This window comes from Pseudomonas fluorescens, from assembly GCF_001623525.1.
Classification (GTDB): Bacteria; Pseudomonadota; Gammaproteobacteria; order Pseudomonadales; family Pseudomonadaceae; genus Aquipseudomonas; species Aquipseudomonas fluorescens_Q.
Genome location: NZ_CP015225.1, coordinates 4,352,379 through 4,366,824 on the forward strand (window position 1 = coordinate 4,352,379; position 14,446 = coordinate 4,366,824).

Here is a 14,446-nt window from a genome sequence, read left to right on the forward strand (position 1 = left end):
GCCGGCTATATGCTTTTTTCATTGCCTGCCTGGCCGTGCTCGTTCGAGGTTCAACGTGAAAACTGCTGTTGCTCCACTGGCCCATGAAATACCACCTCGTGTGCAAGATGAGGTCGTCGCCGAACTGAAGGACATCTACATCGAAAAAGGCACGCCGATGTTCATGCGCACGGTGCTGGCACTGTTCAGCGGCGGCTTTGCAACGTTCGCCCTGTTGTATTGCGTGCAACCGATGATGCCGCTGTTGTCCACGGAGTTCTCCATCAATGCGGCGCAGAGCAGCCTGATCCTGTCGGTCGCGACCGGCTTGCTCGCCATCGGTCTGTTGATCACCGGCCCGATTTCCGACCGCATTGGTCGCAAGCCAGTGATGGTCGCGGCGCTGTTCGCCGCATCGGTGTGCACGATCGCCAGTGCCATGATGCCGACCTGGCACGGCGTGCTGCTGCTACGCGCCCTGGTGGGGCTGTCTTTGAGCGGCTTGGCTGCAGTCGCGATGACCTACCTGAGCGAAGAAATCCATCCCAAGCACATCGGCCTGGCGATGGGGCTGTACATCGCCGGCAACGCCATCGGCGGGATGTGCGGGCGCCTGATCACCGGGGTCTTGATCGACTTTGTCAGCTGGCACACCGCGATGCTGGTGATCGGTGGCCTGGCCTTGATCGCGGCGGCGGTGTTCTGGAGGATTCTCCCCGAGTCGCGCAACTTCCGTCCTCGCTCGCTGCACCCGCGTAGCCTGCTGGACGGTTTCATCATGCACTTTCGCGACGCCGGCTTGCCGCTGCTGTTTCTTGAGGCCTTCGTCTTGATGGGCGCGTTCGTCACCCTGTTCAACTACATCGGTTACCGCCTGCTGGCCGAGCCTTATCACTTGGATCAGGCCTTTGTCGGGTTGCTGTCGGTGGTGTACCTGTCGGGCATCTACAGCTCGGCAAAAATCGGCGCACTGGCGGACAAACTCGGCCGACGCAAAATGCTCTGGGCGACCATCGCGCTGATGCTGGCCGGCCTCGCGCTGACCATGGCCACGCCGTTGTGGTTGGTCGTGCTGGGCATGCTGGTGTTCACCTTCGGCTTCTTCGGCGCCCACTCGGTCGCCAGCAGTTGGATCGGCCGCCGCGCCCTCAAAGCCAAGGGCCAGGCGTCGTCGCTTTACCTGTTCAGCTATTACGCCGGATCGAGTGTCGCAGGTACGGCGGGCGGCGTGGCCTGGCATTTGGGCGGGTGGAACGGTGTCGGTCTGTTCATCGGCACCTTGCTGGTGGTGGCGTTGCTGGTGGCGGTGAAACTGGCGAAGTTACCGTTGTTGCCGGGGAATGTTCAGGTTTAGCCGTCACGAATTCACGACCCAAACCAGGGACAGAGCAAATACTTTGTGGCGAGGGAGCTTGCTCCCGCTGGGTGGCGCAGCCACCCCAGAACCAGACGCCGCGGAGCGACAGGTGAACCCTGCAAACCGCTTTACGACTGCTACGCAGTCGAGCGGGAGCAAGCTCCCTCGCCACAAAAACCCCCATGCTTCAGGCCAAATGGCTGTGTACTCGATCGCTCATTGACGCAACACCACCCGCGCCTCCAACACACTATTGCGTGCTTCCAGAGTCAACGACTGCAGCGTCGCGCCCTCCCGCTCTTGTTGATCCAGCCACTGGAGCAATTGATTGGCATCGCCACTGACGGCCAGTCGCAACGAATCGCCATCGACCTCCATTTCAGCTATTTCCAACCCCGTCGCGGCCGCACTGTCATTGACGCGCACCGACAAGGGCCGTGTGGCGGTGGTTAGATCCCGGGCGGGCTCGGCGCGCTGGATTCGTGCGTGCAGCTCGGCCTGTTGGCGGTACTGTCGCTCGGCGACATCCAGCCGTTGCCGGACAGGTTGCCAGATCGTTGTGTAGACCACGACCACCAGCAGCAGCCCGACAAGGCCCAGCAACAATTGTTGCTCACGGCGTGACAGCCTCCCCCAGGCCTGTATCAAGCTATTGAAGTTCATCAACTGTTCTCCAGGGTGAGGATGGCCTGCACGCGGTTGTTCTGCTTGCTGGCGCTGCCGAGGGTGACGGGCAGTCCGGTTTGCTGCCCCCGCTCGCGCAGTTGCTCAAGCTCGACGAAACTGGTGGCGGTGAGCTGGATTTTCCAACCTTCGTCTTCACGAAAATCGATGCGCTGCACTTCGACGCTGCTCGCACCAATGACCTGCTCCGTCAGACGGACCAGACGAGCGACCTGTGTGTCCTGGCTTCGCCCGCGATGACTTTGCAACGCCTGGAACTGCGCCGCCAGGTCGACAATCCGCGTTTCCTCGGGATACAGCGACCTGAATCGCTGCTCGCCCTGGGCATACAGATGACGGCTTTCGCTTTCAAGAAATCGTATGCGGCCCTCGCTGAATGCCCAGGTGAGCAATAGCAATCCCAACGCAGTAACCGCCACGCCACGCCACGGCAGCGGCTGGCGACGTCGACGGAACTCACCCTGCATCAGGTCGATGGGATGTCCGCCAGCGCAGAGCAGCCAATCATCGATGCCTTCACGATCGCGTCCCTCGTCCAGCCAGTGAATCTCTTCGGGCAAGTCCGGCTTGAGCGTTGCCAGGGCTCGGGCCGACAGCGACACTCGCGCCGGTAATGCCCCGCCCAACAGCCAGCGACCGAACCAACGCACCGCAAAAGCCTTGTCATGGGGAAGCAGGTCCGCGTCGACATGCATTGCCCGTACATCGACGCCTTGCGCAGCCAGCAGCGCCAGCAGTGCCTGGAACCGGCCTCGCTCGGTCACCATCAGCGGGTAGCGCTGCTGTCGGTCCCGCGCGCCAACGCTGATGTGCAACGCCTCCAGATTTTCACTCAGCTGTTCTTCGATGGCGAATGCGAGGGCCTGGGGTCGCGGCTGGCGTCCAGAGGGCCACGGATCGCTGCGCAGCCAACTGCACATTTCCATCGGCAACAGCACATCGACGACTCGCCCATTCAACTCGCGGGCGGCTTCATGCAAGGGCAGGCTGCGTCGTTCGCCCGTGGGCGACCACACGCAACACGGCCAGTTGACGCAAGGCGCATCCATGCCGTCGGCTGTCAGGTAAAGCCAGGTTTTCATCTCAGGGACTCGCTGGGGCTGATGGGTAAAAAACGACGCTGAGCCACCGTCCAGCGTCCGCTAACGGGGTCGCGCTCGATGTCCGAGGCCAGGCGCAGACGGCTATCGGCACGGGTCACGCTCACGGTGATTCGGAACCAGCGGCTGCTCACGCCCAGGCCATGGCTGCCGATGCCCACCCCGGATAAAAGCGGGTCATTGGTGAAGGCCTGCACACTGGCGTATGGCCGATGGCGACGCTGGTTGATCAACACCTTGGCCACCTCATCCTCCATGCCGTCCAGGCTCATCAACACTGGCAGCGGCGCGGTATTGATATTCACCAGGGCGTCCCTGGGCAACACCACCACCCAAGGCTCCAGGCGCCGCAGCGTCTGACCGTCGATGCCCGGCAACAGGCGCAGTTGACTCAACTCCTGCACCGAGCCGACCTGGGGCAATGACAGCGCGGGTAGCTCCAGCAACGCCAACAATCGCGTCCAGCGACCGAGGGTAACTTGATCGGTCTGGCCCTGAGCCAGCAGCGCATTAAGGTTCAGGCGCCCGGACAAATCCTCGATATCGATGTGAACCTCGGCGTCCTCCATCTCGAATGCAGGTTTGAGCCGAGCCCAATCCTGGCTCAGGTCTACCGGCCCGGACGAAGTTATCGCGCTGCCTTCTAACACCGCCTGCGCCCAGGCTTCAGCGGCCAGCCCCAATTGACGCAGTTGGACGTGCTGCAACTGCTGAGCGCTGCTCTGCAACAACAGGCGATGACTGCGCAGCATGCCAGCGGTGAAAAGCAGCGCCAGGCTCAGGACCAACAACACACTGATCAGCGCCACGCCTCGTTGCCGGCTCACGGCAACGCCCCAGGCAACAACAGCACGCGGCGGATCTGCTGGAAACGCCCCGTGGAAATCACCAGCTCCAACGCCAGTGGCGCGTTGCCGCGCACGGTTTCGTCATGCCAGCCTCGTTGCGCATCGAATACACGCCAGCCCAGGCTGCGTACGTCCTCAAGCAATTTCTGCTGTTGCACGATGACCGGCCCTTCACCGCGACTGTCGCGCCACAACACCGCTGCCTCGAGTCGATAGTTCACCGTTTGCCGCTCGCTGCGTGGCTGGTCCAGCGGATTGGGCCAATGGCTACGCTGCAATTGCAGGCGCCCTGACGCGAGCACGGTGGAACCGGCAACGGCCTGCCACACATCCCGTTCGATCACCCCCACCGCACGCTGCAAGGCCCTGACTTCGCGCTCATGCTGCCCGGCGCCCTGCTGGGTACGCACCACGCCGTCGAACAGGCGCCAACTGGCCAGGCCGAGCAAGGCAAAAATGGCGATGGCAATCACCAGCTCCAACAAGGTGAAGCCCGATTGTCTATTCATGACGGTCGCGGACCCATCCCGTGGTGCGGTGCACGACTGCTGGGCTGCCGGCCCGGCTGACCTGGATCTCGACCCGGAGCAGACGCGGGTCGCGGGCCGCGGCGACACGCTGTTGCAAAATCCAATCGCGCTGATCCAGGCGCCGGGCCAAGCGCTGTTGGCCCAGTGGCGTAGCGGCTTGCAGACGGAGCTCGCTGAGCTGGTTGTCCGCCAGCCAGGCGCCGAACAGACGGTCCTCAAGCCCGGAGCTTTGCTTGAGCACGAACTGACTGGCCGACAGCACCGCAGCCGCCAACGTGGCGAAAATCGCCAGCGCGACCATGACTTCCAACAAGGTGAACCCCTGGCAATCGGCGGCCAGCCTGCGAGCGTCAGCCATCGATCAGCGGCTGCGCCAAGCCGTCACTCACGACCTGGGAAATCGTCTGGCCAGCAACTTTGATGAGCAACCTGAACGGACTGATCTCGTCACTGCTGAGCATCAGCAATTGTGGTGGACCTCGGGCATCATCGAGCGCCACGACATGGCCGTCCTGCTCCAACCCAAGCGTCAGGCTTTCAGGCAGCCGTTGCGACGCCGACACCGCTGTCCAACCCTGAGACTCGAGTCGCAACGCCTGATAGCCGCGAGGCTGTACACGTACCCCATATTCCAGCCCATCCAATACCGCGCGTTCGCGCAACTGCTGCACCACGCGGATGAAGTCCTGGGCTTGCTGCCGGGCCTCACGCGTCGGGCTCGGGCCGATAGCCAGGCTGACCATGCCCATCACGCTCCCGATCAACACAATGACGACCATCAGTTCCAGCAAGGTGAAACCCCGAGAATCACGGCTCATGTTCACTCAGCCCAATTGCCGATGTCGGCAGCAAAGCCCTCGCCGCCCAGCAGGCCGTCAGCACCCAGCGAGTACAGGTCGTAACCGCCATCGAGCGCCTTGAGGCCAGGATTGAGGTACTGATAGGGCGTGCCCCAAGGGTCGACCGGCAGGCTCTTCAAATACCCCTGGGGGTTCCAGTTTTTCGCGGCTGGCGTACCGGAAGGACGCTTGCTCAACGCCTCCAGGCCCTGCTGGGTCGAAGGATATTGAGCATTGTCGAGACGGTACATTTCCAGGGCCGTGGCAATCGCCTGGATATCAGTGCGCGCGGCCGTGACCTTGGCTTGGTCAGGCCGGCTCATAAACTGCGGCACGACGATGGCGCCGAGGATGCCGATAATGACCACCACCACCATGATTTCGATCAGGGTGAAACCACGCTGGGGGCGTGCCGGTCGGTTGTTTTGAAGTGTCATGGGTCAATTCACCAATTGGTTGAGGCTCAAGATAGGAAGCAGAATGGCCATGACGATCAGCAGCACGACGCCGCCCATCAGCACCAACATGGCCGGTTCGAAAAGGCTCACCACCAGCGCGATGCGTGCCGCGAGGCTGGCCTCTTGTTGTTCGGCGGCGCGGGCCAACATGCTGTCGAGTTCGCCGGCTCGTTCACCGCTGGCGATCATGTGCAGCATCAGCGGCGGGATATCCCCGCCCAGTTCCAGGCCACGGGTCAGGGTGCCGCCCTCACGGACCGAACGGGCCACGTCGGCCATGCGTGCGCGAATGGTCAGGTTGCCGATCACCTGGGCGGCAATGTGCAAGGCCTCCACCAGCGGCACCGCGCTTTTGCTCAGGATCGCCAAGGTGCTGGCGAAACGGGCCGCTTCCATTGCCCGCAGCACCTCGCCCAACAACGGCAGCCTGAGCAACAAGCGGTGCCAACGCAGGCGCCACGCCGGTTGGCGCAGGCTCCAGCGCCACAGCCCGAGCAGCCCGGCCAGGGCCCCGAGCAACAGCAGACCGTAGCGACGCAAGCCGTCGCTCATCGCAATCAGCGCCTGAGTCAGCCAAGGCAACGGCTGGCCACTGTCGACGAAAATCTTCACCACATCCGGCACCACGTAGCCCAGCAGGAACGCGACAATCGCGACGCAGGCCAGCATCAGAATCAGCGGGTACACCAACGCCAGTTGAATGCGCTGGCGCGACGCCTGGCGCGCCTGGGTGTAGGTCGCCAATTGCTCCAGCACCCGGCCCAAGTGGCCGGATTGCTCGCCGGCGGCCACGGTGGCGCAGAACAACTCGGGAAACGCCTGGGGAAAGGCCCTCAGGGCCGTCGCCAATGCGTGGCCTTCCATCACCCGGCTGCGCACCGCCGCCAGCAGGTGGGCGACACGGCGCTTCTGGCTCTGTTGCGCCACCGCTCCCAGGGATTCTTCGAGGGGCAGGCCGGCCTGGATCAAGGTGGACAACTGCAACGTCAGCAATGCCAGATCTGCCGGGCTCAACCACGTTCCGGCGTGCCACCCGCCCAGGGTTCGCGGTTCCTTCGCTGCAAGCAGTTCGCAGGGCAGCAGGCCGCGCTCGCGCAGCAACTGGCGAGCATGGCGCGGGCTGTCGGCTTCCACACGGCCCTTGCAGCGGCGGCCCTGGGCGTCTTCGGCCCGATAGTCGAAGGTCGGCATGGTGCTAATCCTCCTGGGTAATGCGCAGCAGTTCGTCGACGCTGGTCAGGCCTTCCAGCACCCGCTGGCGACCGTCCTGAAACAGGCTGCGGGAGGTCTTGCGCGCCTCGGCGGCCAGCGCCTGCTCGGTGGCGCCCTGATGAATCAGTTGCGACAGGGCGGCGCCGACATTCACCAACTCATAGATACCAAAGCGTCCGCGATAACCCTTCTGGCATTGCTCGCAGCCCTGGGCCTTGAACAACCGGGGCGCGGCACCGGCATCGAGGCCCAGGCGCCGACACGTAGCGGCGTCGGCCACATAAGGCGTCTTGCAGGACGGGCACAAGGCCCGCAACAAGCGCTGGGCGACGATGCCGGCCAGGGACGACGCCAGCAGATACGCATCCACGCCCATGTCCACCAGCCGCGTGACCGCGCCGACGGCGGTATTGGTGTGCAGGGTCGAGAGCACCAGGTGGCCCGTCAGCGACGCCTGCACGGCGATTTCGGCGGTCTCGCGGTCGCGTATCTCGCCGACCATCACCACGTCCGGGTCCTGGCGCAAAATAGCCCGCAAGCCTCGGGCGAAGGTCATGTCGACCTTCGGGTTGACCGGCATCTGGCCGATGCCCGGCAGGTGATATTCGATGGGGTCTTCGACGGTGAGGATGTTGCGACTCTGGTCGTTGATGCTGCTCAAGGCCGCGTACAGGCTGGTGGTCTTGCCCGAACCCGTGGGACCGGTCACCAACACGATGCCGTGGGGTTTGCCGAGCAATAGCCGCAGGTCGGCGAGGGTGTCGTCGGGCAGGCCCAGGCGATGCAGGTCCAAACGCCCGGCCTGCTTGTCGAGCAAGCGCAACACCACGCGCTCGCCATGGGCCGAAGGCAACGTGGAGACCCGTACATCGACTTCATGGCCGGCCAGGCGCAAGGCCATTCTCCCATCCTGGGGTACGCGCTTTTCGGCGATGTCCAAACGGGCCATGACCTTGATCCGCGACACCAGCAAGTTCGCCAGTTCCCGGCGCGGGCGCAGCATTTCCTGCAACTGCCCGTCGATGCGCATGCGCACCGACAGGTATTGCTCGAACGTTTCCAGGTGCACGTCCGAGGCCTGTTCGCGGACTGCCTCGCTGAGCAGCGCGTTGATCAGCCGGATAATCGGCGCATCACCTTGTTGCTCCAGCAAGTCGGTAGTCTGCGGCATTTGGTCGGCCAGGCTGAGCAGGTCCAGCTCTTCGTCCAGGCCCTGGGCCACCTGCTCGGCGGCACTCTGGCCCTGGCGATAGACGCTGGCCAGGCGCGCGGCGAACAGCGTCGGTTCCAGCACCTGGATGGGCAAATCCCGCCCGCACAGGCGCCGCACTTCGGCCACGGCGGTCAGGGGCGTGTCGCCGCGCATCACCAGGCTCAAGGTCGGCCCCTCGCCTTCGAGCAGCACACCGAAACGTCTGGCGAAACCAAAGGGCAACGGGGCCTGCGGTTCAGTCACAAGGCCCCCGCACGCTGTTGCGAATCGGCCGCTGATGCATCCTTGGATGAGTCGAACAACTGGCGGGCATCCCGGGGCAAGAGCAGCGAGTTGTTTTTCCGCGAGCCGGGCTTGCTCAGTTCCCGGAGCGCGTCGTAGCGCTGGCGACTCACATCGGCCAGGTCTTCGCTGCTACGCACGATGGTCGGGCGCAGGAACACCATCAAGTTGCTTTTGGTCTGGGTGTCGCGGTTCCAGCGAAACAACGCGCCCAAGTAGGGAATACTGCGCAGCAGCGGCACACCGCTTTGCTGGCTGCGGACACTGTCGCGGATCAGGCCGCCGATCACGATGATCTCGCCATCGTCCGCCAGGATCGTGCTCTTCAAGGCGCGCTTGTTGGTGATCAGATCGGAGGAATCGACTCCGGAAACAGACGGTGCGATGTCCGAAACTTCCTGCTCGACTTCAAGGCGCAAGGTCGAGCCTTCGTTGATGTAGGGCTTGACCTTGAGGCTGATGCCGACGTCCTTGCGCTCCACGGTGGTGAACGGATTGTCCGCACCGTTGCCGCTGGTGGCATAGGAACCCGTTTTGAACGGGACGTTCTGGCCCACGATGATTTCCGCTTCCTGGTTATCCAGGGTGAGCAGGCTGGGGGTGGAAAGCAGGTTGCTGTGAGTATCGCTCGCCAGCGCCGAAACCAGTGCACTGAAGCGGTCACCGCCCAGCCGCAGGAATGCGCCTTCAGTCTTTTTATCCAGCTTATTGAAGTCCAGGCCGACGATCGGAATGTCAGTTCCCGGGAAATTGATGCCACCTGTCGCGCTGCCGCTCTTGACTCCCCACTGCACCCCCAGCGCTTCGGAAATATCTCCGCTCACCTCGACGATGGCCGCATGAATGAGCACCTGGGCCCGGGGTTGATCCAGCTCCCGGACGATGTTCTCGATGATGCGGACCTGGGCCGGCTCGGCGATCATGACCAAGGCATTCTGGCTTTCATCGGCCTTGATCCTGAAGGGGCTGGACCCCGCGGTTTCCCGTTGGCCAGCAAGGACCGGGGTGGTTTTCCTATCCTGCCCGACACCTTCCAGGACCTCGGCCAACTGTTTGGCATCGCTGTGACGCAGACGGATGACCCGCGCGTTGTCCTGGGAAGCGGCTGCCGGCACGTCCAGGGTCCGGGCCAGGTCGACCAGGCGTTGACGCACCGCTGGCGCGCCGATGATCACCAGCCGGTTGCTGCGGGCATCGGCGATCACCACGCCCGCCGTTTCCCCCTCGCGCTTGCCGCCGGAGGCTTCCACGAGTGGGGCGATGTCCCCGGCCTGGGCGTGCTTCAAGCGCACCACCACGTGATTGCGGTTGCGTCCTGAATCCAACCGTTGCACCACGCCGGCGATGCGCTGGACGTTGGCCGCCGTGTCGGTGACCACCAAGGCGTTGGACGAGACCGAAGGGCCGACGTAACCATTGGCCGATACCAAGGGGCGGATCAGCCCGGCGACGTCGGCAGCGACACTCGATTGCAGGTCGAGGACCCGGGTGATGAACTGCGACGGTGTGGCGCTTTGTTCGTCGGCGATACCGGCACGCGTCTTGGCATCGCTGACCGGGGTGATCAGGATCCGCTCGCCTTCGTCGATCACGGTGAAGTTGTGTGCATCGAGTACCGAATAGAACAACCGACGTACCCCCTCGCGGTCCAGCGCTTGACGGGACATGACCGTAATGCGCCCTGACACCCGGGGATCGAGCACCACGGTCTTGCCCAGGATCGCCGAGAATTCCTCGACCACGTCGCGCAGTTCCGCGTTGTTCATCGCCAGTTGCCACTGGGCCTCCTCGGCTCGCAGCGAAACGGGAAACGTCAGTGGACACACCACTGCAAGGCCGAACAGGACGCGTGCTACACGGCCCCGGATAAAGCTGTTCATGAATTCGATCACTCTGATTGCCCGGCCACCGGGCGTAGGTATTGCGTGGAAACAAGCGTGGCATGGTGCCCGTCTTCGGGGGTCAATCGGCGCAGCAAGGGCTTGGCGTCTTGTTGCAGGGAAAGGCGCTCTTCACGTCCGTTGCGCCACAACGTCACATGGCCGGCTTCGACCCGACGCAGCACGCTGCCACCGGGCAAGCGCTCACCCACCTGGTAAATGCGCGGGCCGGCGGCGTCCGCCAACAATGCCCGCGACAAACCTTGGCCGGCGACAAAACTGGCCTGCAACGTAATCGGTTCGGCGCTTGGCGCCTGGGCACCTTCAGGCGCCAGGCCAAGCACGGTCGCCACGGCTTGCACGTTGAGCAGGTCACGAACCGGAACCATCGGCGGGTCCGCCGGCACCGGCACATCACGACCCAAACCCTGGTGAAAGCGCCACTCTTGTCCGGCCAGCAATATCCCGTAAAGCAGCGGCACGAGCACCAGCAGCAGTCTCGGCAGGCGGCGGCCAAGGAAAGACAGGCTCACCTTTGCGCTCTCCGGCTCATCGCGCCAGCTGGCTTGGCGAAAGACATTCGTCGTACCACCCTGCGCCCGGAAAACTCATGCCAGAGCACCGCGCACAGGTGCAGCGCAATCAGCATCGAAAGCACCACGCAAGACAGGCTATGGAGGGTGTTGGCCAGTTCGATCAGCGCCGGATCAGCCAATGGTTGAGGAAAGCGAACAAGGCCGAAGACACTGATGGTGCTTTTCATCATCAGTACGCCGGTCACCAGCACGACGCCGATGGTCAGGTAGATCAGCGCATGCACCACCAAGGCCAGCTTCTTGTTCAATGAAAGCGCTGCCCCACGGGGCTCCAGCTCACAAAAAAACAGCCAGGCCCGCCACACGAAAAACGGAATGAACAGCGTGGTCAACGACACATTGAGTGAGCCGATCCAGTGTTCGGTCGAAGCTGACACCGGGTTGAAAGCCACATAAAAACCGGACACCAACGTCCATAAAATAATCACCGCCGACAGCCAGTGCAGCAGCACCCGTCGCTTGGAATAATTGGAATGCATCATCGCGCCCTCGCTTGAAGGCTTCAGGCAACCCCTGCGGGCCGCCTGAAGCCGTGCCTGTCAGGACTTACAGCTTGTCCCAGGCGCTTTGCCAGGAGGCACCGACACCCGGTTCAAAACCGTTCGAGGTCGGGCTGTACTGCTTGCAGTAGCCGGACGCGGGGAACGGCTTGCACGCGAAGACTTCGTCAGTCTTGGGCTGCAGCACTTTCGTACCAACGGTGTATTCGCTGATGCCTTCAGGGAACACGAAGTCGTACTCGATGCCCGCGCCTTCACCGGTCAGGGTGACGGTCTGGGTCTCCTGGCGCGTGGTACGCCCATCTTCGGTGGTGCCCACCAGCGTCAGGGTGTGGGCGCCCGGGGCGCTGCGCACGTCCAGGCTCAGGCCGGTACTGCCTTCACCCACGGCCTGGCTGACGGTACCGACCTGCTTGTTCTTCTCATCGAACAGTGCGGCTTCGAGGTTCATTCGACGGTTTGTCTGCGCGGTGAACGCCATGCTGACCCGACCTTTATCGAGCACGTACTCTGGCTGCAGGGAAGAAATTTCCATGCTGGCGCTGGCGTCTTCCTGCATGTCCAACTGCACTTGATAGCCAGTCACACCGCTTTCTTTCTGGGCGTACAGCCTGTTGGTACCTTTGACCGGCGCGATATTGCCGTCTTCACCACGAATACCGGCACGAATCAGGGCATGGGTGTTAATGGCTTCGGCCAGTTTGAACGACCAATTCTCAGGCTTGCCTTCTTCAGCGTTGTCGATACTGATTTCTACGCTGTACTCAGCATTTTCGCCGGTGGCGGAGAATGCACGGGCCTTGACCTTGTCACCCGCCAGCAACGGAGTCGATGGCGTAATGCTGCCCACCGGCAACCAGCCGCCCGGCAATGCGGCTTCGGCGAGAATGTTCACATCCACCGGGTTGTAGAACGCGTTATCCGTGTCGCCCACTGTCCAGACGGCCAGGATGACGTGATGACCCGATTTACTGTCAGGAATGACGCAGTTGTGCGGGGCACCGCTTACCGGAATTTGATGACCGCCATCCACCGTACAGAACGGCGTGCTGTCGAACGAGGAGCGCTTGAGCGCTTGGTTCGGCTTCCAACCATCGCGGGTAATGAAGTATTCGTGTTTGCTCGTCCGGTGCGCCGCGACGTATTGCCATTGAAAGGCAATGTTGCGGTCCCTGATTTCGGTCAGGTGCCAGCGCGAAGCCGATTGCGCATCAAGAGCGGAGAAGTTGGCGTTGCCGCCGCTGGCGATCTTGCCGTCGATAGGGCCTTGCAGTGGCCCACCACCGGCTCCATTCGGGAAGCCCTTGAAGGTCTCGCCGGTACTATGCGGCTCGTATTGCGCGCCACCGCAGTTTAGGTTGACACCTTTCTGGCACAACAGCGCACGAGAAGGCGGCACTTCGACGAAACCATGTGCATGCACACCTTGGGACGCCACCATGGCCGACAACAGCACTAACGACGAAGCACACCCCGTTAATACATTGCCCTTATTGAAGTTATTTTTCATATAAGTTCCAGACTACTCATCGAGATTGAAAAGACGAATCACCGTCATCTTGAAAGGCGCGCCGGATCGTTCAGCGCCAGACCTAACAAGCGCCGAACCTTATAGAAAGTTGAACAGTTCCTATGTAGGAAAAATCTCTCAAAATAGAAGGAATGATCTCTGAAGCTATTTCTCTTACATAGCTTGAGAAACTTCTTACGAACAGAAATAACTATCAAACAAAAACAAACAGACACATCAGACAAAACAACTGACGCTTTACATTTAACAAATAAAAAACAGGCGAAAAAAAAAGCCTGTCCGGCACGGGTCCGGACAGGCTGGGTGACGCTGGAAAACGATTACTGGTGGTACTGCGCCGACAACTCATGCACCGCCCGCAGGAAGGCCCCAGCGTGTTCCGGGTCGACTTCCGGGGTGATGCCATGGCCGAGGTTGAACACATGACCACTGCCGCTGCCGTAGCTGGCCAGGATGCGCCCGACTTCTGCGCGGATGGCTTCAGGCTTGGCGTAAAGCACGGTCGGGTCCATGTTGCCTTGCAGGGCAACCTTGTGACCGACACGCTCGCGAGCGTTGCCAATGTCGCAGGTCCAGTCCAGGCCCAGGGCGTCGGCGCCGGCATCGGCGATGCTTTCCAGCCACAGGCCGCCGTTCTTGGTGAACAGGATCACCGGGACTTTGCGACCCTCGTGCTCGCGGATCAGGCCACTGACGATCTTGCGCATGTAGGCCAGGGAGAATTCCTGGTACGCCGCCGCCGACAGGTTGCCGCCCCAGGTATCGAAGATCTGCACCGCTTGTGCACCGGCCAGGATCTGCCCGTTGAGGTAGGACGTGACCGACTGGGCCAGCTTGTCCAGCAGCAGGTGCATGGCTTGCGGATTGTCGTAGAGCATCGCCTTGGTCTTGCGGAAGTCCTTCGACGAACCGCCTTCGACCATGTAGGTCGCCAGCGTCCAGGGACTGCCGGAGAAACCGATCAGCGGCACGCGCCCGTTGAGTTCACGACGAATAGTGCTGACCGCGTCCATGACGTAGCCCAGGTCTTTCTGCGGATCGGGAATCGGCAAGGCCTCGATGTCGGCCAGGGTGCTGACGACTTTCTTGAAGCGCGGGCCTTCGCCGGTCTCGAAGTACAAGCCTTGGCCCATGGCATCGGGAATGGTCAGGATGTCGGAAAACAGGATGGCCGCGTCCAGCTGCGGATAGCGATCCAGCGGCTGCATCGTCACTTCGCAGGCGAACTGTGGGTTCATGCACAGGCTCATGAAGTCACCGGCCTTGGCGCGGCTGGCGCGGTACTCCGGCAGGTAGCGACCAGCCTGGCGCATCATCCACACCGGGGTGACGTCAACGGGTTGCTTGAGCAGGGCGCGAAGGAAACGGTCGTTCTTCAGGGCAGTCATGTCGGCATCCGGAAAAAAAGTGCGGGCATTTTCTCAGAGCGCGACGCAA

Annotated in this window: 15 protein-coding genes; 1 reads left to right on the plus strand and 14 read right to left on the minus strand. The window is 62.3% G+C overall.

What is annotated here, in order from left to right:
- Positions 1 to 76 precede the first annotated feature (76 nt).
- Positions 77 to 1,333: an MFS transporter gene (locus tag TK06_RS18680; protein WP_428993588.1), complete on the plus strand. Its 1,257-nt coding sequence runs from the start codon at positions 77 to 79 to the stop codon at positions 1,331 to 1,333.
- 219 nt (positions 1,334 to 1,552) lie between these two features.
- Here TK06_RS18680 and gspM read toward each other — a convergent pair whose 3' ends face one another.
- From gspM to hemE, 14 genes are all read right to left on the minus strand, one after another.
- The gene (gene gspM / locus TK06_RS18685; RefSeq protein ID WP_063323286.1) at positions 1,553 to 1,999 is read right to left on the minus strand and encodes a type II secretion system protein GspM; all 447 of its coding nucleotides are present in this window, start codon (positions 1,997 to 1,999) and stop codon (positions 1,553 to 1,555) included.
- Positions 1,999 to 3,102, minus strand: a complete 1,104-nt coding sequence (gene gspL, locus TK06_RS18690; RefSeq protein ID WP_063323287.1) for a type II secretion system protein GspL — start codon at positions 3,100 to 3,102, stop codon at positions 1,999 to 2,001. The genes gspM and gspL overlap by 1 nt, the downstream gene beginning before the upstream one ends.
- On the minus strand, positions 3,099 to 3,947 hold the full coding sequence (locus tag TK06_RS18695; protein ID WP_063323288.1) for a type II secretion system protein GspK: 849 nt from the start codon (positions 3,945 to 3,947) through the stop codon (positions 3,099 to 3,101). Before TK06_RS18695 ends, gspL begins: the two co-directional genes overlap by 4 nt.
- Positions 3,944 to 4,477, minus strand: a complete 534-nt coding sequence (locus TK06_RS18700; protein ID WP_063323289.1) for a type II secretion system protein GspJ — start codon at positions 4,475 to 4,477, stop codon at positions 3,944 to 3,946. Before TK06_RS18700 ends, TK06_RS18695 begins: the two co-directional genes overlap by 4 nt.
- Positions 4,470 to 4,856, minus strand: coding sequence for a type II secretion system minor pseudopilin GspI (gene gspI / locus TK06_RS18705; protein ID WP_063323290.1), 387 nt, complete (start codon positions 4,854 to 4,856; stop codon positions 4,470 to 4,472). Before gspI ends, TK06_RS18700 begins: the two co-directional genes overlap by 8 nt.
- Complete coding sequence (gene gspH, locus TK06_RS18710; protein ID WP_063323291.1) at positions 4,849 to 5,316, minus strand: type II secretion system minor pseudopilin GspH; 468 nt, start codon at positions 5,314 to 5,316, stop codon at positions 4,849 to 4,851. The genes gspI and gspH overlap by 8 nt, the downstream gene beginning before the upstream one ends.
- Positions 5,317 to 5,318: 2 nt before the next feature.
- Positions 5,319 to 5,774 (minus strand): type II secretion system major pseudopilin GspG, encoded by a 456-nt coding sequence (gene gspG, locus TK06_RS18715; protein ID WP_063323292.1) that lies wholly within the window; start codon positions 5,772 to 5,774, stop codon positions 5,319 to 5,321.
- A gap of 3 nt (positions 5,775 to 5,777) precedes the next feature.
- Positions 5,778 to 6,986, minus strand: coding sequence for a type II secretion system inner membrane protein GspF (gspF, locus tag TK06_RS18720; RefSeq protein ID WP_063323293.1), 1,209 nt, complete (start codon positions 6,984 to 6,986; stop codon positions 5,778 to 5,780).
- Between the two features lie 4 nt (positions 6,987 to 6,990).
- Positions 6,991 to 8,463 carry a type II secretion system ATPase GspE gene (gene gspE, locus TK06_RS18725; protein ID WP_063323294.1) on the minus strand — a complete coding sequence of 491 codons (1,473 nt, stop codon included), beginning with the start codon at positions 8,461 to 8,463 and terminating at the stop codon, positions 6,991 to 6,993.
- Positions 8,460 to 10,382: a type II secretion system secretin GspD gene (gspD, locus tag TK06_RS18730; protein WP_063325181.1), complete on the minus strand. Its 1,923-nt coding sequence runs from the start codon at positions 10,380 to 10,382 to the stop codon at positions 8,460 to 8,462. The genes gspE and gspD overlap by 4 nt, the downstream gene beginning before the upstream one ends.
- 8 nt (positions 10,383 to 10,390) lie before the next feature.
- The gene (locus TK06_RS18735) at positions 10,391 to 10,915 is read right to left on the minus strand and encodes a type II secretion system protein N (protein WP_063323295.1); all 525 of its coding nucleotides are present in this window, start codon (positions 10,913 to 10,915) and stop codon (positions 10,391 to 10,393) included.
- Complete coding sequence (locus TK06_RS18740) at positions 10,912 to 11,457, minus strand: cytochrome b (protein WP_086936793.1); 546 nt, start codon at positions 11,455 to 11,457, stop codon at positions 10,912 to 10,914. Before TK06_RS18740 ends, TK06_RS18735 begins: the two co-directional genes overlap by 4 nt.
- A gap of 67 nt (positions 11,458 to 11,524) precedes the next feature.
- Positions 11,525 to 12,988: an N-acetylglucosamine-binding protein GbpA gene (gbpA, locus tag TK06_RS18745; RefSeq protein ID WP_063323297.1), complete on the minus strand. Its 1,464-nt coding sequence runs from the start codon at positions 12,986 to 12,988 to the stop codon at positions 11,525 to 11,527.
- Positions 12,989 to 13,329: 341 nt separating this feature from the next.
- On the minus strand, positions 13,330 to 14,397 hold the full coding sequence (gene hemE / locus TK06_RS18750; RefSeq protein ID WP_063323298.1) for a uroporphyrinogen decarboxylase: 1,068 nt from the start codon (positions 14,395 to 14,397) through the stop codon (positions 13,330 to 13,332).
- Between the last annotated feature and the right edge of the window lie 49 nt (positions 14,398 to 14,446).

Excerpts from the sequence above, each read along its gene's own strand:
- gspF (WP_063323293.1), bottom strand. The coding sequence starts at position 6,986 with ATGCCGACCTTCGACTATCGGGCCGAAGACGCCCAGGGCCGCCGCTGC.
- gbpA (WP_063323297.1), bottom strand. The coding sequence starts at position 12,988 with ATGAAAAATAACTTCAATAAGGGCAATGTATTAACGGGGTGTGCTTCG.
- gspH (WP_063323291.1), bottom strand. The coding sequence starts at position 5,316 with ATGAGCCGTGATTCTCGGGGTTTCACCTTGCTGGAACTGATGGTCGTC.
- TK06_RS18740 (WP_086936793.1), bottom strand. The coding sequence starts at position 11,457 with ATGCATTCCAATTATTCCAAGCGACGGGTGCTGCTGCACTGGCTGTCG.
- TK06_RS18700 (WP_063323289.1), bottom strand. The coding sequence starts at position 4,477 with ATGAATAGACAATCGGGCTTCACCTTGTTGGAGCTGGTGATTGCCATC.
- gspG (WP_063323292.1), bottom strand. The coding sequence starts at position 5,774 with ATGACACTTCAAAACAACCGACCGGCACGCCCCCAGCGTGGTTTCACC.
- gspI (WP_063323290.1), bottom strand. The coding sequence starts at position 4,856 with ATGGCTGACGCTCGCAGGCTGGCCGCCGATTGCCAGGGGTTCACCTTG.
- gspL (WP_063323287.1), bottom strand. The coding sequence starts at position 3,102 with ATGAAAACCTGGCTTTACCTGACAGCCGACGGCATGGATGCGCCTTGC.
- gspM (WP_063323286.1), bottom strand. The coding sequence starts at position 1,999 with ATGAACTTCAATAGCTTGATACAGGCCTGGGGGAGGCTGTCACGCCGT.
- hemE (WP_063323298.1), bottom strand. The coding sequence starts at position 14,397 with ATGACTGCCCTGAAGAACGACCGTTTCCTTCGCGCCCTGCTCAAGCAA.
- gspD (WP_063325181.1), bottom strand. The coding sequence starts at position 10,382 with ATGAACAGCTTTATCCGGGGCCGTGTAGCACGCGTCCTGTTCGGCCTT.